Source organism: Rothia sp. HC945 (assembly GCF_051370785.1).
In the GTDB taxonomy this organism is placed as follows: domain Bacteria; phylum Actinomycetota; class Actinomycetes; order Actinomycetales; family Micrococcaceae; genus Rothia.
In genome coordinates this window covers 1159731-1181895 of sequence record NZ_JBFCSN010000001.1, presented here as the reverse complement: position 1 = coordinate 1181895, position 22165 = coordinate 1159731, and the positions used below count along the sequence as shown (strand labels likewise).

The 22165-nt window shown below is 63.0% G+C and carries 18 protein-coding genes and 1 pseudogene; 12 read left to right on the top strand and 7 right to left on the bottom strand.

From position 1 onward, the window contains the following. Positions 1–31: 31 nt before the first annotated feature. Positions 32–1546, bottom strand: a complete 1515-nt coding sequence (locus AB0Y14_RS05185) for an MDR family MFS transporter (RefSeq protein ID WP_436588135.1) — start codon at positions 1544–1546, stop codon at positions 32–34. Between the two features lie 118 nt (positions 1547–1664). Here AB0Y14_RS05185 and AB0Y14_RS05180 point away from each other — a divergent pair, with 118 nt between their 5' ends. Further along, positions 1665–2279: a TetR family transcriptional regulator gene (locus AB0Y14_RS05180; protein WP_436588134.1), complete on the top strand. Its 615-nt coding sequence runs from the start codon at positions 1665–1667 to the stop codon at positions 2277–2279. Positions 2280–2426: 147 nt separating this feature from the next. Here the strand turns inward: AB0Y14_RS05180 and AB0Y14_RS05175 are convergent, their stop codons facing one another. Together AB0Y14_RS05175 and AB0Y14_RS05170 are read right to left on the bottom strand one after the other, a co-directional pair. After that, positions 2427–3917, bottom strand: coding sequence for a glycoside hydrolase family 32 protein (locus AB0Y14_RS05175; protein ID WP_436588133.1), 1491 nt, complete (start codon positions 3915–3917; stop codon positions 2427–2429). Positions 3918–3923: 6 nt separating this feature from the next. Beyond that, positions 3924–5282 carry an MFS transporter gene (locus AB0Y14_RS05170; protein ID WP_436588132.1) on the bottom strand — a complete coding sequence of 453 codons (1359 nt, stop codon included), beginning with the start codon at positions 5280–5282 and terminating at the stop codon, positions 3924–3926. Positions 5283–5396: 114 nt separating this feature from the next. Between AB0Y14_RS05170 and AB0Y14_RS05165 the strand changes: the two genes are divergently transcribed. The 4 genes from AB0Y14_RS05165 (at position 5397) to AB0Y14_RS05150 (ending at position 10180) form a co-directional block, all read left to right on the top strand. Next, complete coding sequence (locus tag AB0Y14_RS05165) at positions 5397–6410, top strand: LacI family DNA-binding transcriptional regulator (protein WP_436588131.1); 1014 nt, start codon at positions 5397–5399, stop codon at positions 6408–6410. A gap of 301 nt (positions 6411–6711) precedes the next feature. After that, positions 6712–7806 (top strand): LLM class flavin-dependent oxidoreductase, encoded by a 1095-nt coding sequence (locus AB0Y14_RS05160; protein ID WP_436588130.1) that lies wholly within the window; start codon positions 6712–6714, stop codon positions 7804–7806. Positions 7807–7894: 88 nt separating this feature from the next. Next, positions 7895–9187 (top strand): phosphoribosylamine--glycine ligase, encoded by a 1293-nt coding sequence (purD, locus tag AB0Y14_RS05155; RefSeq protein WP_436588129.1) that lies wholly within the window; start codon positions 7895–7897, stop codon positions 9185–9187. A 69-nt stretch (positions 9188–9256) separates the two neighbouring features. Beyond that, positions 9257–10180, top strand: coding sequence for a phosphoribosylaminoimidazolesuccinocarboxamide synthase (locus AB0Y14_RS05150; RefSeq protein WP_436588128.1), 924 nt, complete (start codon positions 9257–9259; stop codon positions 10178–10180). Here AB0Y14_RS05150 and AB0Y14_RS05145 read toward each other — a convergent pair. Together AB0Y14_RS05145 and AB0Y14_RS05140 are read right to left on the bottom strand one after the other, a co-directional pair. Beyond that, entirely contained in the window at positions 10144–10875 is a 732-nt protein-coding gene (locus AB0Y14_RS05145) for a FadR/GntR family transcriptional regulator (RefSeq protein ID WP_436588127.1), read from the bottom strand. The two genes, AB0Y14_RS05150 and AB0Y14_RS05145, sit on opposite strands and share 37 nt — an antisense overlap. A 34-nt stretch (positions 10876–10909) precedes the next feature. Beyond that, positions 10910–12574 carry an L-lactate permease gene (locus AB0Y14_RS05140; RefSeq protein WP_436588126.1) on the bottom strand — a complete coding sequence of 555 codons (1665 nt, stop codon included), beginning with the start codon at positions 12572–12574 and terminating at the stop codon, positions 10910–10912. 416 nt (positions 12575–12990) lie between these two features. Between AB0Y14_RS05140 and AB0Y14_RS05135 the strand changes: the two genes are divergently transcribed. The 4 genes and pseudogenes from AB0Y14_RS05135 to AB0Y14_RS05120 all read left to right on the top strand — a co-directional run. Continuing rightward, the gene (locus AB0Y14_RS05135) at positions 12991–13794 is read left to right on the top strand and encodes a (Fe-S)-binding protein (RefSeq protein WP_436588125.1); all 804 of its coding nucleotides are present in this window, start codon (positions 12991–12993) and stop codon (positions 13792–13794) included. 2 nt (positions 13795–13796) lie between these two features. After that, positions 13797–15557: a lactate utilization protein B gene (locus AB0Y14_RS05130; protein ID WP_436588124.1), complete on the top strand. Its 1761-nt coding sequence runs from the start codon at positions 13797–13799 to the stop codon at positions 15555–15557. 2 nt (positions 15558–15559) lie between these two features. Continuing rightward, positions 15560–16204: a LutC/YkgG family protein gene (locus tag AB0Y14_RS05125; protein WP_436588123.1), complete on the top strand. Its 645-nt coding sequence runs from the start codon at positions 15560–15562 to the stop codon at positions 16202–16204. 210 nt (positions 16205–16414) lie between these two features. Next, positions 16415–17116, top strand: a pseudogene (locus AB0Y14_RS05120) (HNH endonuclease family protein); the annotation flags it as partial. A 39-nt stretch (positions 17117–17155) separates the two neighbouring features. On the opposite strand, the gene AB0Y14_RS05115 reads toward AB0Y14_RS05120, so the two are convergent. After that, a complete protein-coding gene (locus tag AB0Y14_RS05115; RefSeq protein WP_436588122.1) occupies positions 17156–18040 on the bottom strand; it encodes a LysR family transcriptional regulator in 885 nt (294 codons plus the stop codon). Positions 18041–18206: 166 nt separating this feature from the next. Between AB0Y14_RS05115 and AB0Y14_RS05110 the strand changes: the two genes are divergently transcribed. From AB0Y14_RS05110 to AB0Y14_RS05100, 3 genes are read left to right on the top strand one after another with little or no spacing between them, the layout of a single operon-like run. Next, positions 18207–19076, top strand: coding sequence for a 3-hydroxyacyl-CoA dehydrogenase NAD-binding domain-containing protein (locus AB0Y14_RS05110; protein ID WP_436588121.1), 870 nt, complete (start codon positions 18207–18209; stop codon positions 19074–19076). Then, a complete protein-coding gene (locus AB0Y14_RS05105) occupies positions 19073–20578 on the top strand; it encodes a CoA transferase (protein ID WP_436588120.1) in 1506 nt (501 codons plus the stop codon). The genes AB0Y14_RS05110 and AB0Y14_RS05105 overlap by 4 nt, the downstream gene beginning before the upstream one ends. Further along, complete coding sequence (locus AB0Y14_RS05100; RefSeq protein WP_436588119.1) at positions 20575–21456, top strand: hypothetical protein; 882 nt, start codon at positions 20575–20577, stop codon at positions 21454–21456. Before AB0Y14_RS05105 ends, AB0Y14_RS05100 begins: the two co-directional genes overlap by 4 nt. Positions 21457–21493: 37 nt before the next feature. Here the strand turns inward: AB0Y14_RS05100 and udk are convergent, their stop codons facing one another. Continuing rightward, on the bottom strand, positions 21494–22114 hold the full coding sequence (gene udk / locus AB0Y14_RS05095; RefSeq protein ID WP_436588118.1) for a uridine kinase: 621 nt from the start codon (positions 22112–22114) through the stop codon (positions 21494–21496). Between the last annotated feature and the right edge of the window lie 51 nt (positions 22115–22165).

Below are 22165 nucleotides of genomic sequence, written 5' to 3'. Positions count from 1 at the left end.
CATTGTTCCACGGTCGGGGAACGCCCGTGGACTACCGTGCGACGTCGTTCGCCTCCTTGACCTTGCTGATGAAGGGCGCGATGACCATGGCGACAAGGCCGAGGACGCCCCCGAAGCAGAAGGCAACATGAGCTCCGCTGATCTGGGCATCGTCTGCAGACGCGCCCCCGACGACCGCGACGGCTGCGCCGAGGCTCAGCGCTGCGGTCAGCAGCGCTGTACCGGTGGCGCCGCCCAGCTGTTGGAGAGTGTTCATGATGGCCGAACCGTGGCCGTACAGATGGTGCGGCAAGGAACCGAGGGCAACTGTCATCATCGGCGTCATGATCATGGCCATGCCGAGACTGAACACGATGTGGACGCCCACGATGTAGGCAATTCCCGTGCCCGGGGCGACCAGGAAAAACAGCCATTCGCCCGCCGCGAGCAGGATCGTCCCGGGAATCACCACCGGCCGGGGGCCGAACTTGTCGTAGGCTCGGCCGATCAGCGGTGAAAGAAGGCCCTGGATCAGACCGCCCGGCAGCATGACCAGGCCGACGGTCAGCACGCTGAAGCCCATGCCCGATTGCAGGAGAATCGACAGGACCATGACCGACCCCAGCATCACGGCCATGGCGATCATGAGAACGCACACCCCGAGGCGGAAATTGCGGACACCGAAGGGGCGCAGGTCGAGGAACGCCGATTCGGAATTCCTCTGGAACCGGCGTTGCCGCGACACGAAAAGACTGAGCCCGATGACGCCGAGGACGAGCCCGATCAAAGGCGTCAGGTTTCCTGCGACGATTGTGCTCACGGAGCCGAGCGCATAGACGACGCCCCCGAAGCCGACGACCGCCAGAAATACGGAGGGCACGTCCAGGGGGAGAGCACGAGTCTGCCCGGTGGGTTTGAGGACCAAGCTGCCGATGAGGAGAACGAGCACGCCCATGGGGAGCATGAGGCCGAAGACCCAATGCCAGCTCAGCGCATTCACGATGATGCCCGACAGTGTGGGGCCGATGGCCGGTGCGACCGCGATGACCACGGAGTTGAGGCCCATGACCGTTCCGCGGCGTGCGGGAGGGACCATGATGAGGGTCGAGGTCATGAGCAGGGGAAGAACGATTCCCGTGCCTCCGGCCTGGATGATGCGTCCGGCGAGAATCGTCGGGAAGTTCTGAGCAAAAGTCGCAAGCGCCGTCCCCACCACAAAGAGGCTGAGCGCGACGACGAAAAGCCGTTTGATCGTGAACCGCTCGAGCATCCACCCTGTGGTCGGAATAATGCAGGCCATGGTCAGGAGGAAGCCCGTGGTGAGCCATTGAGCCGTGGCCGCGCTGATCCCGAAGTCGTTCATGATGTCCGGGATCGCCACGGACAGAACCGTTTCGTTGAGGATCATGATGAGCGCCGAAACGACCAGGACTGCCAGGACACTCACGATGTGCCTTGTCGTCAGTACCTCGGGAGGGCGATCCGAGTCCGACTCCGGCCGCGGCGTGGCCTCGTCCTGCTGGACGGGCCGGGTCCGGGAATTCGTGTGCGAGGCGTCTGAGGACATGCACGTACCTGATTTCTGTGAGGGGTGGAGCCCTCGATATTGTCACAGTGTGCCACTTTGGCGTAAGTGCCATGAATGTGTGATGTCCGGCACGGTCGCGAGGATCAAGGAGGCCACCATGGAAGAGTCGACGGATTTGAGAACCCGCCGCAGGCTGCAGACCGAACGCGAAGTCCACCGGGCGGCCCTGAGTCTATTCGAGGACCAGGGGGTGCGAGCGACGACGGTTCGCCACATCGCCGACCTGGCAGGCATTTCCTCCCGAACCTTCTTCCGATATTTTTCCTCGAAGGAAGAGGCCGCCATGCCGGTGCAACGCAGGCTGATACGCGCGATCGACAGCCTGGACTTTTCCGATACTTCCCCGGGTGACGCGCTCGGGAAGATCGAGGACGCCATGGTCGAGATCATGTCGGAGGACTCGTCTCCCGAGGCCCAGGATCATCGCCGCATCTCTCGCTTGTTCGCCACTGATGCCGAATTTGATATGGCGGCCACCGGGCAGGAAAGGGCGGTCCTCGAGAAATTGTTGGGACGCATCCGGGCAACCGCGTCCGATTGGTCGGAACCTGACGCACTTCTCGTCGCCGAATTGGCACTGACTGGATGGCGCACGGCCTGGATGGTCTGGGGAGAGTCGGTCAGCCAACGGCCCGGAGCGGCCCCGGCGGAGGTCTATCGTGAATGCCTGGCTCGCCGGAGACGGCTCATCGCACACCCCGAGGTCGCGTGACTCTCTCGGCTTCCCGGTGCCGAACTGTGCCGACGGTATTCCCATCATGGGACGCCAGGGACATGGCGTCTCGCGTGAGGCCCCATCAGGGCAGGAAGCCGCGATCACAGAATGTTCGGGCGCTGAGGCCCTGAGCCGGGTTCCGGACTAGCCCCAGTGCCCACTCATCGGTCGAATCGTCAGTTCCTTCACGGCGGCGTCTCCTGACTCCACGGTGAGGGCTACGCGGCGCTCGCCAGCACCGGGGAAAACGAAGGATGAGATCGATTCCTCGCCCTCATTCACGAACACCTCGACCGATCCGCGATCCACCAGGACACGCAGCTTGAGGTTGCCGTCCTCCGTCGCCCGGGCAGGAGCGGAACGTATTCCGCGGTCGGGAGTTGCTGACCCGCGACGGTCCAGGACAACGCGTTCGATTTGGTCGTCATAGGCCACGAACGCTGCTTCCGCCCCGTCACCGGTACGACCAATGGACAGCCCCGCTCGTTCGGCCGTCGTGGCGCGCAGGTCCAGCACGAGTTCGATTTCGGCCGTGTCGATTCCGGCAATCACATCGCGCATTCCCTCCGGGGCAGTGAAGGCCCCGAAAGCGTGGGAATCTTTTCGCAGGAGCGCGATCTCGGCTGCCGGTCGGTTGTGCAGATGCAGGCGGTCGTCCAAGGAGAGGACTCGCGGAACGGTCAGCTGACCCGCCCAGGCGTCGGCCTGTGTCGGCAGTTCCCGGTCGAACGCACCCATCCACGCGAACAGGATCCTTCTGCCGTCGGGAGCCGCAAAGGTCTGCGGGGCATAGAAATTGTGGCCCCAGTCGAGGTGGCGGTATTCGGTCAGCGGCGAGAAGTCGCCTCCGGGTGTCCACTCGCCGACCACGTACCCGGCGTGGTGACCATTGCGCCCGGTGTGCCCGCGCGGTTTGTGGCCCATGGGGCAGATGAGGAGGACCCAGTGATCGCCCAGCGGGAAGAAATCTGGGCACTCCAGCATGAACGAGTCCCGGTTCGGATCCCGGTAGAGGATCCGGTCGAACACCCAGTCGGTCAGGTTGTCGGACCGGTACAACCAGACCTCGCCACGGTTCCGGGCCGAACATGCGCCGAAGACCATCCACCAGGTTCCCTCCGCGCGCCAGACCTTGGGGTCACGAAAGTGGAGCAGATCCGCGGGGCCTTCGACGACGACGCCGTGCTTCTCGAAGGTCACCCCGTCCGAGGAAACCGCCATGCACTGGACTTGAAGGTTGCCTTCATCCTCGTTGATCCCGTTGCGCCAACGATGGCCCGTGTAAAAGGCATAGAGGCGGCCATCGTCGCCCTCCACCGCCGAACCGGAGAATACGCCGTCACGGTCCTCTTCGAGGGAAGGCGCCAGGGCGATCGGTTCCCTGGTCCAGGTGACGAGGTCCTCGCTGGAAACGTGCCCCCAATGCATGGGTCCCCACTGGGTCGAATAGGGGTGATGCTGGAAGTAGGCGTGGTACCGACCTTGGTAGAAGCACAGGCCGTTGGGATCGTTGATCCATCCTGCGGGGGCCGCGATGTGGAACTGCGGATACCACCGGTCGTTGCGTTGTTCCGCCAAAGCACGGTTCGCGGACTGTGCGGCGTCGATACGGGTCATCAAAGTGGAGTCGGGCATGAGAGATTACGCTTTCTGGGATTCTCGTGGGGCATCGCGGAGGAAGGGGTCGCCCTGTACGTCCTGGTCGTCCCTCTTGAGGACCAGGAATCCGTACGCGGCGGCGACCAGAACAATGCCGGCGATGACGTAGAACGTCGGTTGGTATCCGATCGCGTCGCGCAGGTTTCCCAGAACAGGGGAGAGGAGGATGTTCCCGATCTGGGATGCCAGCTGGAAACCGACCATGTACATGGTTGCGGACAGGGCAGGGTTGAAGTGAACCGTGAAGTACCGGAAGACGGGCAGGATGCAGAGGGCGACTTCGGGCGCGTGGAACATCTTGACGAAAGAGATCATCACCGGGTCGTGGAAGACGGCACACCCAAGGATCCGCAGGAACATGACCATCATCCCCAGCATCAGAGTGTTCTTGACCCCGATTTTCCGCATCAGGATGGGTACCAGGCCCAACATGATGGCTTCCAGGAAAACCTGCACGGAATTCAGCACTCCGTAGACCTGTTGACCCTGGCTCGGGGTGTCGAAGAGCTTGGTGTAGAAATCCGGGAACATCTGCTGGTCGAATACCGTGTAGAAGGTCCAGGAGAGCAGAACGAACACGACCATCGCCCACAGCGAGGGGAGGCGCAGTACGCCGAGCAACTCGCGGAGCCCCGGTGTGGTGTCCGCTCTGGTGGGATCCATGGTGGTGGTCATCTCTTCCCGCGGTGGGGTGGCCGGTGCCTTCCACAACGTCAGGACGAAGAGGCACAGAATGCCGAACACGGATCCGAGCCAGAAGTTCAGATTCGGGTTGACCGTGAAGAGGAACCCGGCAATCAGGGCCACCACCGCGTATCCGAAAGAGCCCCACATGCGAGCCTGGCCGTACTCGTAGTTGTAGGTGCGCGACAGGCGTTCGGAGAACGCCTCCATCAGCCCCGCCGCGGCGACGAAACCCGCCGAGAGCACGACCGCACCCACGATGGTCCCCACTATGAACGCGTTCTCCAACAACGGCCGGTACACCCAGATCATGAAGGGGCCGATCAACGACATGATGATCGAGGCCCCGATCACCAGGTGACGTCGGATGCCCAGTCGGTCCTGGACGGCGCCGTAGGCGAGCATGATGACCAGGGTTCCGACGGAATTGATCGAGTAGACGGTTCCGACCGCCCCGCCGCTGAGTCCCAGCCCCGAGCTCTCGTCCGTCAGCCATATCTGAAAGAACGACCACCAGACGCCCCACGAGGCGAAGAAGAGGAGGAGAGCCAGGGAGCTCTGCTGGTACGCGGGATTCGTGAGCTGCTGCTTGATTCTGGAGGAGTCGGCCACGCTGCCACTTCCTTGTGATTCGTCGTCGGGCATGTCGGTTGTCATGCTAAATCGATTTAGCAGAACGGTATCACCGATCTCTCGCGTGGTCCACGTCTCACGTAGGATGGGCTACGGTCGTGCCCGGACGGGCGAGAGCCGGTGGCAATGAGGAGATCCATGAGCAAGCGCCCTACTCAGGCCGACGTCGCCCGCAGTGCGGGGGTGTCTCCGACCACCGTGAGCTTCGTGCTCAACGGCAGGACCGGAACGAGGATCTCCGACGACGCCGCACGCCGGGTACGGGCCGCCGCGGACGCGCTCGGCTATTCCCCGGATCCGACCGCTCTGAGTCTGCGCACGGGACGGACCAAGACCCTCGGCTTCGTCTCCGACGGCGTCACGGTCACCCGATATGCCTCAGCGATGATCCGTGGAGTCTTGGACGCGGCCGAATCGAAGGGGCAGAGCGTCATGATGGCCGAGGTGGACGACCATCCGGACCGTTGGGAGAGGGCCGTTGTCGACCTCTCGGACCGCAAAGTCGACGCCATCGTCATCGGTCTCATGGTCGCCCGCAAGATCGAATTGCCGCCTATGCCTGCCGGGATGTCGGCGGTGATCGTCAACGGTCTTTCGGGCGGGCTCCCGAGCGTGCTTCCGGACGAATTCGCGGCGGGACGAGCCGCCGCCGAATATGTGATTCGAGCGGGGCACCGTCGCATCGCGTTCGTCGGTCGGTCTGAACGCATGCTGGATCCCGTGGTCTCGGCAACGGTTGGGCGCCGCTACCAAGGTATTGACCGTGCCATGGCGGACGCAGGGCTACATTTCACCACGACCTGTGACCTGCCCGAGTGGGAGCCAGGTCCAGCCCGCGAGGCCGCCATCTCCGTGCTTGAGTCGCCGTCCCGCCCTACCGCCATCCTTGCGGCGAACGACCGCGTGGCTTTCGGCGTCTACCAAGCGGCGGCAGAGCTGGGACTCGCGATCGCCGACGATGTCTCGGTCATGTCTTTCGACGACGAGGCTTTGGCGGACTACGTGCGCCCCGGGTTGACAACCATGCGCCTTCCCTACCGCGACATGGGCATGGCCGGGGTCAAGGAGGCCCTGAACCCAGTCAATGATCGCCTTGAGCGTCCGATGCCGCTGGTGGAGAGGGGATCGGTGGCGCCCCCTCGGGGCCAATAGCACGACTGGGGCGTCCCCATTCGGGCCCTCGGAGTATCGCGGCGGCCATGACAGCACCGCTACGTAACGTCAGTCTTTCCGCGCTCGACAACGGGCCGGCGTCGAGGTCCTGACCCACGCACCACTCGACCGTGTTCTTCCCGAGTCGACCGTCGCCCCGACGGTCGTCCAGGGGAGGGAGACAGCCTGGCGGCAGGTCATGTATGACGTATTTTTGCCCCGAATGTCGGCCCCGATGCCTCGCCGTGAGCGGGGCAGTACCGTGACGAGAACGTCCAGACAACGACTCCGGGGGAATGATATGAACGCGCTCAAACTTCACTGGTTCCTGCCGACGAGCTCCGACTCCCGGGGCATCGTCGGGGGAGGTCACGGCGCCGACGTCGTGGGAACCGCGGCAACCAGGCGGCCCGACCTTCGGTACCTGACTCAAGTTGCCCAGGCAGCCGAATACAACGGCTTCGAATCCGTGCTGACTCCGACCGGTCTGTGGTGCCAGGACTCGTGGCTGACCACGGCCGCAATCGCCCAGCACACCGAGACCCTCAAATTCCTCGTCGCGTTCCGCCCTGCCGCCATTTCGCCGACTCTTGGGGCGCAGATGGCCGCGACTTACCAGGACATTACCGGTGGGCGATTGAACGTCAACATCGTGACCGGAGGGGAGTCCGCGGAACAGCAAGCATTCGGCGACTTCAACGACAAGGACGCGAGATACGCGCAGACGGGTGAATTCCTCGACGTCGTCGGCCGTTTGTGGGACCACGGCGAACCGTTCGACTACGAGGGCGATCACATCCGGGTCGGACAGGCACGACTGGCCCATGCTCCCGAGCCGCGTCCCGAGATCTATTTCGGTGGTTCCTCCCCGGCCGCGGGCCGAATTGCCGCCGCCCACTCGGACGTCTACCTCACTTGGGGTGAACCCCCGCAGCAAGCCAAGGAAAAGATCGACTGGATCCGGGGGCTGGCCAACGAGCAGGGACGCAACGTCAGGTTCGGAATCCGGTTGCACACCATCTCGCGGGACACCTCGGAGGAAGCTTGGGCGGTCGCCGAGAAGATGCTGGACGGGCTCGCTCCGGAGCTGATTCGGAAGCAACAGGATGCGTTGCGCCGGTCCGAATCGGAAGGCCAACGGAGGATGCTGGACCTGAACCGTGGGTCGGTCTCGGACCTTGAAATCTACCCTGGGCTCTGGGCAGGAGTGGGGCTCGTGCGCGGGGGAGCCGGCACAGCGCTCGTCGGGTCCCACCGTGAAGTTGCCGACCTCATCAAGGAATACATTGCGGTCGGGTTCGACGAATTCGTGCTCTCCGGGTATCCGTGCCTTGAAGAGGCTTACTGGTTCGGCGAAGGCGTACGTCCGCTCCTTGAGAACGAAGGGCTCCTGTAAACCTGCCCGACAGGGTTGAACGCGCAACATCGTCCGGGAAGTCGGAAACGATGCGTACTCATCGTTGCCGATTAGCTATGGTTGCTCCATGAAGATTTTGGTGCTGGGCCCGGGCGGGCGCGAACACGCGATCATCACCGCGCTCCTGCGCGATCCGGCGGTCACGGAGGTCCACGCGGCACCCGGGAACGCCGGGATCGCCGAGATTGTTCGGACCCATGCCGTGGACGCGAACAGTCCGGAGGAAACCACTGCTCTCGCCGAACGCCTGGATGCGGACTTGATCGTGATCGGTCCGGAGGCTCCCCTGGTATCTGGCGTTGCGGACGCTCTGCGAGAGGCTGGGTTCCCGGTCTTCGGCCCCAACGCCGACGCCGCCCAACTGGAGGGCTCCAAAGCATTCGCCAAAGAGATCATGGCCGCCGCCAACGTCCCGACCGCGATGGCCCGCGTCGCTCACGACCTCTCGACGGTCGAGGAATGCCTCGATTCCTTTGGGGCACTGTACGTCGTCAAGGACGATGGTCTGGCGGCGGGCAAAGGTGTCGTCGTCACCGAGGACCGCGACGCCGCACTGGCCCACGCCGAGGCCTGCTTCGACGCAGGCTCTTCCGTGGTCATCGAGGAATTCCTGGACGGCCCGGAGGTCTCGCTCTTCGTGATCAGCGATGGGCGCCGCACCGTGCCCCTCACCCCGGCCCAGGACTTCAAGAGGATTTACGACAACGACGAGGGACCGAACACGGGCGGCATGGGGGCGTACACCCCGTTGCCGTGGTTGCCCGAGAACTTCACCGATGAAGTCGTCCGGCGCGTGGCCCAGCCGACGATTGACGTGATGGCCGATCGCGGAACCCCCTTCGTGGGCGTCCTCTACTGCGGACTCGCGCTGACGAGCCGCGGCATTCGAGTCATCGAATTCAACGCCCGCTTCGGCGATCCGGAAACCCAGGCAGTACTGGCCCGATTGAAAACCCCGCTCGGCCAACTTCTCTTGGGGGCCGCCCAGGGCGGGCTCGACGGTCGAGAATCTCTGCGATGGGATCTCCGGACCGCCGTGGGGGTCGTCATGGCTGCTGAGAACTACCCGGAGTCCCCGCGCAAGGGCGACGTCATCACCGGTATCGCCGACGCCGAGGCCCTCGAGGACGTCTCCGTTCTGCACGCCGGGACCAGCAACAAGCGGACGCTGTCCGGGACGGACTCGGTGGTGACCTCCGGGGGCCGAGTGCTCGCCGTCGTCGCGCTCGGAGATGATCTGGACGACGCGAGGGCAAAGGTCTACCGAGGCGTTAACAAGATTTCCTGGGACGGCGCACAGTATCGCCGGGATATTGCGGAGAAAGCCGCAGCAGGCCAGGTCAAGGTTCCCTGCCCCTAGACCACACATTGTCGGCCTCGCGCGTGCGGCGTGGGGCCCGCACATCACTCACACACAGGAGCGCAGCGCATGTCCCCAGAGCCCACCGACATTCCGGGCTGGAAGCACATCTATTCGGGAAAAGTCAGGGACCTCTACGTCCCGGAGGAGGGCAACGACGTCATCGGTTGCTCCTTCGCGGACAACGCCGAGGCCCGTGCGGGATCCGTGATGGTCGTGGCCACCGATCGGATCAGCGCATTCGACCACGTCCTGCCCACCCCCATTCCGGACAAGGGCAAGATCCTGACCCAGCTCAGCCTGTGGTGGTTCGAGCAGCTCGACCAGGTTCCCAATCATGTGCTCTCGACCGACGTCCCGGAAGAAGTCTCCGGACGCGCCATGATCTGCAAGTCCTTGTCGATGTTCCCGGTCGAGTGCATCGCCCGGGGGTACCTGACCGGTACCGGCCTCAAGGAGTACCAGCGGTCCGGCACGGTGTGCGGCATCGAACTACCGGAAGGCCTGGTCGACGGCTCCAGGCTCGAAGCTCCGATCTTCACGCCGACGGGCAAGGCCGAGGTCGGTGAGCACGACGAAGCCATCACGTACGAGGAGATGACCGACGCCGTCGGTCGCGCGATGGGGGAGCGCATCCGTGAGCTGACCCTCTACATCTACGGCACTGCCGAAAGAATCGCCCGGGAACAAGGAATCATTGTCGCCGATACCAAGGTCGAATTCGGTCTCGACTCGTACCGCGGGGAGGTCACGCTGGGTGATGAGGTCCTGACCCCCGATTCGTCGAGATTCTGGGACGGGGCCCAGTGGGCCCCGGGGCGCGCACAGGCGAGTTTCGACAAACAGTTCGTGCGCGACTGGTTGCTGTCCGACGCCGCGGGGTGGGACAGGGCGACGCCACCACCCGAACTTCCTTCTGAAATCGTGGATAGGACCCGTGCACGGTACGTCGAGGCCTACGAGAAACTCACCGGAACGGAATTTTCCTCATAGGCCACTCCGTAGAACCACCGGATGTGCTCCCGGACCCTCTGTGAAGCCTCTTCGGGGCTGCGCCCCTGGACCGATTCGAGGATTCCGCGGTGCTGCTCCTGCAGGGTTCGACGAACCGAGGGCCAGTCCCCGAGGCGGGGTACGCCCTCCTGAACATAACCGACCGTAGCCTGGCGCAACGAGTCCAGGATCGTGGTGACGACGACGTTGCCACCGAGCCCCGAGACCACCAGGTGGAAGTGTGCATCCAGCTCGTGGAAGCGCATATCGGGAAGCATCGGATCATCCATCTCATCCAGATACCTCTTGGCCCTGGTCAGGGCTATTTTGTCCTGGGTCGTCGACCACCGAGCTGCCGCGTCGGCGGCGGCTTGCGACTCGAGTTGTTCACGGGTCGCAACCACATCTCCCACGGGCAGGAAATTCGACGCCAGGTGCATGCGAAGGCCCCAGCCGAGGGCGGCCGATGGTTCCGAGACCACGACCGCCCCCGCGCTGGGACCTGATCCGACTCCCGAACGTACGAGTCCCATCGCGTCAAGGACCCGGATGGCTTCACGGACCGAGGCACGGGATATCCCGAATTCCTCTGCGAGGGCGCGCTCCGCCGGAAGTCTGTCGCCCACGGCGAGTTCCCCGTTGCGCAGTCGATCCTCGATGTTCTGCAGGACGATGGTGTAGGTCTTCTTCTCCACAGAACACAACCTTAGCTGCGCAAAGCGTCGTCGGTCAGGGGAGCATCCAGGAGAGCAGGTTCGATTGCAGGAACACCAACGTGCAGATGATCACGAGCATGGCAAGGGACCACGGGATCACGCGCTTGAAGATCTCGGACTCCTTGCCCTCCATGTCCACGGCGGTCGCGGCGATCGCCAGGGATTGTGGGGAAATCATCTTGCCGACCACGCCTCCGCTCGTGTTGGCCGCCAGCATCAGATCCGGATTGAGCCCGGCGTTGGTTGCGGCCGTGTGCTGCAGGTTGGAGAACAACGCGTTGGCCGAAGTATCCGATCCGGTCACGGCGGTACCGAGCCAGCCGAGGGTAGGAGCCAGGAAGGCGAAGACGCCACCCAGGGATGCGAGGTACGTACCGATGGATACGGTCTGCCCCGAGAAGTTCATGACGTAGGCGAGGGCCAGGACCGACACGATGGTCAGGGCCGACCAGCGCATCCTGTAGAAGCAGTGCCAGAGCTGGGCAACGGACTGACCGAAACCGAGCCTGTACCTGCCGTTCTCGTGGAAGATCATGTAGAGCACGGTCACGATCAGTCCGGCAATCAAAAGCATGGTGCCCGGGTTGGAGAGCCATTGGAAATTGAAGGTCGTGCCCGAAATGGGCTTGCCCGACGAGGTGACAATGTGGCCGGACGTGACCGGCCAGGGGATCTTGATGTCCGTCTTCTTCAGTGCGAGGGGAACATCGATACCCGCTTTCCAGAGCTTCCCGACGGCGAACACGCCAACGACCACGAGGTACGGCAAGAGGGCCATCCAGACCCGGACCGGACGCAGTCCCTCCGTGGCCCGAGGAGTCTCGATTCCGAAGCGCTCACGAAATGCTTCGGTTCCGCGGGGCTTCCACACCTTGAGGAACAGCACCGCGACTCCCAGGGAGACGAGGCAAGCGACGATATCGGTCAGCTCGTAGGAGAAATGGGTCGCCGACCACCACTGGGCGATACCGAAGGAAAGTCCGATGACGAGAGCCGCGGGCCACGCGTCGCGGACGCCTTTGAAACCGTCGAGGAGGAAGAGCAGGACGAAGGGCACGAACACGGCCACGAACGGAGCCTGATGCCCCACGATCGCCCCGATGTGGGCGGGGTCCTCGCCGGTCAGCGTTCCCGCGGTCGTAATCGGAATGGCCAGGGCTCCGAAGGCCACGGGAGCCGTGTTGGCGACCAGAACAGTCACGGCCGCGCGCAACGGCTTGACCCCGAGGGCGAGGATCATAGTCGCCGTGATGGCTACGGGCGCCCCGAAGCCGGCCAGGGCCTCGAGGAGACCTCCGAAGCAAAAGGCAATCAGAATCGCCTGGATGCGGATGTCACCTCCTCCGATGCGGTCGAAGGTCAGCCGCAAATCCTCGAATCTGCCCGACTCGACGGTGACCTGGTAGAACCACAGGGCCGTGACGATGATCCAGACGATGGGGAAGGCCCCATAGGCCAAGCCCTGTGTTCCGGACATCAGGGTGAGTCCCAGGGGCATCTTGAAGCCGATCACCGCGACGATGATCGACACCAGCAACGCGCTGAGCGCCGACGTGTGGGCCTTGGCTTTGACCCCGAGCAACATGATGAAGAACGTCAGCAGCGGAAGGATAGCGACGAGCGCCGAGAGCCCGACCGAGCCGCCGACGGCGGTGGTGGTGGCTGTGAATGTATCCACGCGGTCTCCTTGTGATGGGTTGACGCGCGTCCTGGAACGAGCATCAACGCTGATGCAATGAGTGAGGTGACCACGTCTGTGAGACTTATTCTGGTGCTATGTGTCCCGCATTACAGTGTGGTCAGACCAATACCATACCGATGGGCGAGAGGAAATCAAAACAGGGTGCGAGGGTGGTTGGACGCGGCCATGGCGCGGCACACAACAAGATGGTTTTTAGGTAAGGAAAAGATGCGCTAATTCGGCCGTGTTGCCTGAAATTACGCGCCGGACACTCATAAACTGCCTCGATCGGGGTGAGTTAGGGGCTCCTTATTGGAGGTGGTTAATAAATTGTCACTAAGGTGGGAACGACTGGTGGGCATCCTCCCGCCCCACTCCGGGAGCGGGCCCGCACTAATCGGAATGGAGACGCCATGCGGATCGCACTTTTCTCAACGTGCATCGTCGACGCGATGTACCCGCGGGTCGCTCGAGCGACCGTGGACATCCTGGAACGCCTCGGTCACGACGTTGTTTTCCCACCCGGTCAGACGTGTTGTTCCCAAATGCACGTCAACAGCGGGTACTTCGATGATGCGTATTCGATCGTCAAGAACCACGTGGATGCGTTCTCAGACTGGGACTACGACGTCGCCGTGGCCCCCTCCGCTTCTTGCGTCGTCTCCCTCGGGCACCAGCAGCCCATGATTGCGCGACACGCGGGCGACGAAGGAACCGCAATCGCGGCCGAGGACGTTGCGGGCAGGACCTTCGAACTGTCGAAACTTCTGATCGACGTCCTGGGCATCACCGATGCGGCCGAGCAGCTCGGCTCGTATTTCCCCCACAAAGTCACATTCCATTCGAGCTGTCACGGCATGAGGATCATGCAGTTGGGCAGCCGCCAGTCCGATTTGGTGCGAACCGTTGAGGGCCTCGAATTCGCGGAGCTGCCCGACCTTGACCAGTGCTGTGGCTTCGGCGGCACCTTCTCATTCAAGAATGCTGACACCTCGGGGGCCATGACCGCCGACAAGGTCAAGAACATCGAATCGACCGGCGCGGAGATGTGCGCCGGGGGAGACGTCTCCTGCCTGATGAACATTGGCGGTGCCCTCTCGCGCAAGGGTTCGGACGTGACGACCCTGCACTTCGCCGAGATCCTCGCCAGCACCAAAGACAATCCGCTCGAAGTCTCCGGACCGGTGGCCCTGACCACCACCACGGGAGGGAAATAAGCATGACCGTCACACAGTTGGGGATGCCCAAGGTCTTTCACGGTACCGGCAATATCGCCGCCGAGGAGTCGTTCACGTCCTTCGCCGGGCGAGAGCTCAAGAACGAACAGTTGCGTGCGAACCTTGGTTTCGCCACGCACACGATCCGCGACAAGCGTGCACAGGTCGTCGGGGAATTGCCGGATTGGGAGCTCCTCCGCACCGCCGGATCCGAGATCAAACAGGACGTCATGGCACGCCTGCCCGAATTGCTCGAACAGTTCGAGAAGAACTTCACCGAGCGCGGAGGGAAGGTCCACTGGGCGCGCGACGCCGATGAAGCGAACCAGATCGCTCTGGACATCATCCGCGAACAGCAGGCCGAAGAAGTCATCAAGATCAAGTCGATGGCGACCCAGGAAACCGGCCTCAACGAGTACCTCGAGGAAAACGGCGTCTCGGCCGTGGAGACCGACCTTGCGGAGGAGATCGTGCAGTTGGGCGAGGACAAGCCCTCGCACATTCTGGTGCCCGCAATTCACCGCAATCGCTCGGAGATCCGCGACATCTTCCTGAAGAAGATGCCGCACATCGACAAGGACATTTCGGACAACCCCGCCGAGCTCGCCGAGGCGTCGCGGCACCACCTGCGCGAGAAGTTCTTCCGGAACAAGGTCGCGATTTCGGGGGCCAACTTCGGCGTCGCCGATTCGGGCACGCTCAGCATCGTCGAATCCGAGGGCAACGGCCGGATGTGCCTGACCCTCCCGGATACCCTCATCTCCTTCATGGGAATCGAGAAATTGGTGCCGACGTTCCAGGATCTGGAGGTCTTCCTGCAGTTGTTGCCGCGGTCCTCGACCGGAGAGCGGATGAACCCGTACACCTCGATGTGGTCGGGCGCGACGCCGGGAGACGGGCCCCAGAACCTGCACGTGATCCTCATGGACAATGGCCGCACCGCCGCTCTCGCGGACCAGGTGGGCCGCCAGGCACTGCACTGCATTCGTTGCTCGGCATGCATGAACGTGTGCCCCGTCTACGAGCGGGCCGGCGGCCACGCCTACGGATCGGTCTACCCGGGACCGATCGGCGCGATTCTCTCGCCGCTGCTCACGGGCGTGGAGGCCGAAGAGAACAACTCTCTGCCCTATGCATCGTCGTTGTGCGGGGCGTGCTACGAGGCCTGCCCGGTGAAGATCAACATCCCGGACGTCCTGGTTCACCTGCGCGGCAAGGACGTGGACGCCAAACACGGCAAGGGTGACGAGGGAACCAAGCGCCAGGCCCCGGACCAGATGGACGCGATCATGGGTGGTGCCAAAGCGATGTTCTCCAATTCGACATTGCTCAGCATCGCCGAGCGGGGTCTGCCCGCGGGGGGCCTCGCGGCAGGCCGGGATCACAAGATCAGTTGGTTGCCGGGCCTGATCGGGGGATGGACCAAATACCGGGACATCCCGGAGCCTCCGAAACAAGCTTTTCGGCACTGGTGGAAGAAGAACAAGAAGAACGGCCCCAAGCAAAGGGCCGTTTCCGACCGGGTCGACGTCGACGCCTTGATCGCCAAGAACTCCGGTTTGGCCGAAGAGCTCCATCGTCGGCATGCGGGCGAGGCCCAGGAAGAGCGTGAGGGGGCCCAGGAGCAGGCCGCTGAGCTCAAGAAGGAGCAGCGCCGGGAGCCCGATATGGTTCGGCGCGAAGAGGACCTGCTCAAGGGGCAGGACGGTTCCTCCCAAGGCACCACCGGCGAGGGGACCTCGTCCCAGGAGGGGAACGACTGACCATGTCAGAAGCAAAGGCAGAGATACTCAGACGAGTCAGGGCCTCCCTGGCCGACAGCCCGGAAGCTCCTGAGGTCACGCGCGCGTACAGGACGGAATCGGAGAAATCGGCGCAGGACGTGCGGGCCATGTTGATCGATCGATTGCTCGACTACAAGGCGAACGTCTACGAGGAGACCACGGACAGTGTGGCCGAGCGCATCGAGAAACTTCTCGGCAAGTCCGCCCGGTACGTGATTCCCAAGGGTCTGAACCTCGACTGGTTGCCCGAGGACAGCGCTGCGCGGCGTCACCTGGTGGATTCGGGCAATGGTCAGAGAGCGGGGTCCTTGACCGACCGCGAACTGGACGCCGTCGACGCCGTCGTCACCTCGTCGACCGTGTCCTGCGCCGAGACCGGAACGATCTTCCTCAACGCGTCCGACGAAGAGGGGCGACGGGCGATCACCCTGGTCCCGGATCATCACATCTGCATCGTTCCGGCGGAGTCGATCGTGGAATTGATTCCCGAATCGGTGCGGCGCGTGGATCCCGAGCGCCCGATCACGATGATCTCCGGACCGTCGGCAACCTCGGATATTGAGCTCCAGCGCGTCGAAGGGGTTCACGGGCCCAGGACCCTGGACGTGATCATTCTCGATCGATAGGTCAGGCGCGGGTACGTCTCCCCTGAAAAGATAGAGCACCGCCCCCGGTTCCCGGCAGCTCAGCAGCTGCGGCGAGTCGGGGGCGGTTCTTGCCCACATTGCCTCCACAGGCCCTCAGAAATTGGCGATCGGTGCAACGTAGACACAGGAAGCGGTTATATCAGCGTGATCTAGAGGCCGGATTCCCGGAATCGTGCAAATTTTTTGTCCATGAGGTCGAAAAAGGTGAAGTCTCGCGGTCGAATTGTCCGGGGATCGGTCTGGTCCGTGGTCGTTGCTCTGGCCCTTGTGGTGCCGGCGTGCCTAGGGCTTCTCATCGGCCCAGATGGAGAGCGGCCCGGGAAACGGATCCGCACATGGATCCAGGGTGGTGCGGGACATGTCATCCTCTCGGAGGAATCGGCCGGATACTTGGCTGCCCTGTCCGTCAAAAACCAGGGTGCCCAGGATGCATACGACAGAGAATCCTTCGGACGAGCCTGGTCGGATGAGGACCGGAACGGTTGCGACACGCGAAATGACATTCTGGCCAGGGGCCTGGCCAGAGCGACTTTTCGCGATCGTGGGCTGTGCGTTGTCGCGAAAGGCACGCTTGAGGATCCATACACGGGTCAGTCGATCGAATTCGTCGCAGGGAAAGAATCGCGAAAAGTCCAGATCGATCACGTGGTGGCCCTCTCGAATGCCTGGGCCTCCGGGGCATCGGAGTGGACGGACGAGAAGCGACGGACTTTCGCCAACGACCCCGACAATCTCCTGGCCGTGGACGGCCGCGCGAATCAGGACAAGGGCGGGAGCGATGCCTCTCGCTGGCTTCCGCCCCGTCGAGAATTTCACTGCTCGTATGTGATGCGGCAGCTCAAGATCAAGGCGCGGTACAGCCTGAGCGTAACGCCCGAGGAGAAAGAAGCGATTCTCAAGGTCTTGGGGGAATGCCCCGAGTACCGGCTCTCAGCCTTCGTCCTCACCGAGCATGATCACGCATTGTCTCGCAAAGTCCTGGATCCAGCCGTCCGCCCTGCGTCGTACGAGGCTCAGCGTCATCGGAGGAACATCCCCGCTCAGCGGATGCACGGAAAACTCGTTCGGGTCCAGACCTCGGATCATGTCGGCGTCCGTCGGGACGATGCTGAACCGCGGATGTTTCCGCAGCAACAACAGCATTCCGCCCAGATCCGTGTACGTGAGGGACGGGTCGAATCGGATGCCGGCATTGCGGAGAGGGGCGCGTTCGACTTCCGTTCTCAGGTCCCAGTACGGAGGTCCCTCCACCACAGTGAAACCGGTCAGGTCCTGCGGGCGGATGGTGCGGATCTCGGGGAAATGCGCGGCATCGCAGACGATCGACAAACGCTCGGTAAGAATCACTTCCTCGCTGAGATCGGGGTGGGTCGAGCGGACCCTGGAAAGCCCCGCGTCGATGGTGCGGGTTATCAGCGCTCTGTCGATATCGAGCGAAGCGGTGTGACGCACTCCGACTTCGAAGTCGCGTGATGTTCTGTCCATCAGCTCCCCGAGCCGTTTCCGCTGGGGCATGCCCAGGAGGTCGGGTATTCCAAGACTCACGTGCACACGCCGATCCGTGCCCTGCGCGGTTTCGGGAACGCGATCCATGTCCGCGACGATACGTGCGGCCAAGGGCAACAATCGCTCTCCCTCGGGGGTGAGGCTGGTGTGGCGTGTGTTGCGTTCGAACAGGCTGCTTCCCAGCTCGGCTTCCAGCTCACGGATTCGCTGGGACAACGGAGGCACCGAGATGTAGAGAGAACGGGCCGCTCGGGTGAAATTCAGCTCGCGAGCGACGGCCAAGAAATAGCGCAAATGTTTGACGTCCACATCATTGTTATCGCATTGATCATAATCGAACCGCAAACTTGGTCATTCCCTCCCACACGCCGGCGGCCTAGATTCAGTACCGGAAGCGAGAGGAAACGCAGTGCCCGCCCCCTATGACGGACCCGGTCGGCGCCTCTGCTCCCATCGCTGGAAGGAGCGCAAAGAATTGTCAATTGTCACGATTATCGGGGCCGGGGTTATCGGCCAGTCCTGGGCACGCTTGTTCTCGGACGCCGGCTGGGAAGTGCGGGTCACCGATCCGCGACCCGACCTGGAAGAGGTCCTGACCGGAATCCACGCGACAGCTGAGCCGGATCTGGCCCGTGCGTTGGAGGGCGCTGACTTCGTTCAAGAGAATGGACCCGAGCGGATCGAGGTCAAGAAAGAGCTCTTCGGAGCGGCCGCCGAGCATGCGGCGCCGCACGCGATTCTCGCATCGTCCTCATCTTCTCTCTTGCCCTCGGCCATGAGTGAGGGCAATCCGGCCGCCGAACGAATCCTTGTCGGACATCCTTTCAACCCGCCGCAGCTCATGCCTCTGGTCGAGGTCGTCCCCTCGGCGAGCACATCCGCGGAATCGGTCCAACGAGCCGTCGAGGTATACAGCGAACTCGGACGCCAACCCGTGCGTCTCAAACGGGAAATTCGTGGATTCGTCGGGAACCGGCTGCAGAAGGCCTTCAACGACGAGGCAGCCTACCTGGTCCAGGAGGACATCATCGCTCCCGACGAGCTGGACACCCTGGTACGAAATTCACTCGGTTTGAGGTGGTCGACCATCGGGCCGTTCGAATCCCGTCATCTTGGCGGCGGACCGGGAGGCATCCGACATCTGGACGCGCACGTCGGAGCCCAGATGGATTTCAGCGACGGACATCCGGACCCGACGCGCAAAGACGAACTACACGAAGCCGTCGAAGATGCCTACGGGGTCGGTGAGGCCGCGTACGCCCAATTGGCGGAAAGGCGGGACCGCCGGACCAGAGCCGTGCTGGACGCACTGACCAAGGCGGACAACGAGAAGGAGACCCGATGAGCCAGACAAACCCCAACGAACTGACAGCCAGCCTGCGAAGCGCCCCGGCAACAGGAGATGATTTCGACCCGCACGCCGCTCTGGCGGATCTCCTCGGAAGTGTGGGACTCTCCCCGAAAGACTCCGGCGGAACGATCGACTTCGTGGGAAGCGATCCCGTGCTTCCCGACGTTTTGCGCCTGGCAGGCGGAACCTCGATAGCTCTCGTCGCCAAATCGGTCGCTGTTGCGGCACTATGGCGCATGAGGGGCGGCCGAGGCCAAGATATTTCGATGGATCTGCGTACCGCGCCTCGCCGGTTGTGCCCGTTCTACGAGAAACGGTGGGAACTGCTCAATGGATACCCTATGGGTGACCCGGTGGCCGTCAGCGACGCATTCTCGACATCGAGCTTCTACCGGACCGCGGACGGACGCTGGATGCACCCCATGGGGCCCTATCCGAAACTTCGCCACGATACCGCGGAGCTTCTGGATGTACCGGAGCATCGGGACCGTGTGGCACAAGCGATATCACAGTGGAAGGCCCTCGATCTCGAGGAGGCCGGTGAAAAGGCCGGAGTGATCATGCCGATGTGCAGGACCACGGACGAGCTGATTGCAACCCAACAGTACGAGCAGGTCCTGTCCAGTATGCCTCCCGTCGTGGTGGAGAAGATCGGGGACAGCGACCCTGAGCCCCTCCCCGGTGGCGTCGAACATCCCCTCGAAGGTGTGCGTGCCCTGGGCCGGGCCCACATCATCGCGGGCGCCGGAGCCGGACGCGCCCTTGCCCTTCACGGGGCAGATGTCCTGAACGTATGGGATCCGAACGAATACGAGCTCCCGTTGCTCTACGGAACGTCCAATGTCGGCATGCGCTCGACCACGTTGGACCTCAAACGCGAGGACGATGAGGCAACCATGCAGGAACTTCTTCGCGGCGCCGACATCTTCTTTGCCAACCGCCGACCAGGGTACTTGGGTCGACACAACTTGGACGCCGAGAACGCGTCAGCCGTTCGGCCCGGGATTATCCACGCAAGTGTCAACCTCAACGGTGAGACCGGCCCCTGGGCGGACCGCGTCGGTTTCGACCAGACAGCCGGGGCGCTGGCCGGTGTCCTGATCGATGAAGGCCAGGACGGGGTGCCATCGCTTCCTCAGGTGCCGGTGGTCAATGACTACATCACCTCGTGGTTCCTGGAACTCGGGATCCTGCGTGCGCTCATGCTGCGAGCCGAGCACGGAGGCTCTTACAAGGTGTCCGTCTCCCTGACCCGTACGGCCCTCTGGATGCGCAGTCTCGGGATCTTCGACAAGGACTACGCCCGGGCGACCGCGGGAAAGGCGCCGGGCCACGAGTACCTGCCTCCGGAAACCTTCACGGAGGAGACACCTCTCGGGCGGTACCAAGGCGTCGCCGAACAAGTCAGTATGTCCCGGACGCCGGGAGCCTACGCGCACCCGTTGGTCCCACGGGGATCGCACAAACCGCAGTGGCTCGGAGGCAACGCAAAATGACGTATCTCCTGGCCCTTCAGCTTGTGCCCTCCAGGATCTACCGCATTGACACGTCGACCGGCCAGGCGGAAGTTCTCGTCGAGGACGCAGGACCGTTCCCGGACGGCATCATCGTTGTGGACGGCATGGTGTATTGGACGACGATGGGTGATCCCGTCGGGGACTTCACCCTCGCCGGCGAGGCCGGCCTCGACTTTTCACGGAGCAACGGCGGTCTCCACGCCATCCGTCCGGATGGAACCGGATTCCGGGACCTCGTTCCCGAAGGGAGCATGACCACCGGAAAACAACTCACAGGACACGGCCACCGACTCTACTGGTCCGACCGCGAGGGATGCCGCGTCACGAGTTGCCGGACGGATGGGACCGCACGGGCGGATCTGGTCTCGAAAGAGCCCGGGGATCCACTCGATGAATGCGTCGGCGTGGCCGTCGACGAGCAGCACGGATGGATCTACTGGACGCAGAAAGGTCCTTCCAAGGGAGGCCTCGGGCGCATCCTGCGTGCACCATGGGACCGGACCGACAGCCGAGCAGATCTGCCCGACGTCGAGACGCTGTGGGAAGACCTGCCGGAACCCATTGATCTCGAGCTCAGCGATGGATACATCTACTGGACCGACAGGGGAGCAGGGCCGGAGGGCAACACCCTCAACCGCGGTGCGATCCCCGAGCCGGCCACGAAAGGCGCGGGACGTGAGATCCTGGCCCACGGGTTCAAGGAGGCGATCGGCCTCGCCGTTGACGTGGAACGCGAGGCGGTGTTCGTCTCAGACTTGTCCGGGACCATCCGACTGGTCCCGCTCCCCGGATCGAACGAGGAGGAACGAACAGTCGCTGCGTTCGAAGGTCCGATGACGGGTCTGGCCATGTGCTGATCTCGGTGCAGGGCGTGGGCCCGCATCCTTCACAGGTTCAGCGGCTGGTCTCCAGCTGGCGGTTGATCCGGTGAATCAGCATGTCCAAGGCAACCAGATTTCCGCCTCCCTCAGGAATAATCAGGTCCGCACGCCTCTTGGACGGTTCGACGTACAGCTCATGCATGGGTTTCACGGTTGAAAGGTACTGGCTCTCCACCGATTCCACCGAACGGCCGCGTTCCAAGACGTCCCTCTTGATGCGGCGAAGGATGCGGACGTCGGCATCCGTGTCCACGAACAATTTGATGTCACAGCGCTCGCAGACCTCGGGCTCGGCGAATATGAGAATTCCCTCGAGGATCACGATCGGTTGGGAGCGGATGAGCATGGTTTCTTCGGCCCGGTTGTGCGTCGCATAATCGTACATCGGGCACTCGATGCTCTTTCCGGCAACCAATTGATCCACATGGTGGATCAGGAGCTCGTTGTCGAAGGCTTCCGGGGCATCGTAATTGAGCTGGCACCGCTCCTCGTAGGACAGATCGTCGCGGCGCTTGTAATAGTTGTCGTGATACACCACGGAGACGTGTTCGTCGAAGCTGGAAGCCAGCTCGCGGGTCAAGGTTGTCTTACCGGATCCGGTGCCTCCGGCGATGCCGATGACCAGTGGTTTCATGCGTGAACTGCTCCCGATGCTCGATTTGTCCTGCTCCATTCTGCCGCAAGC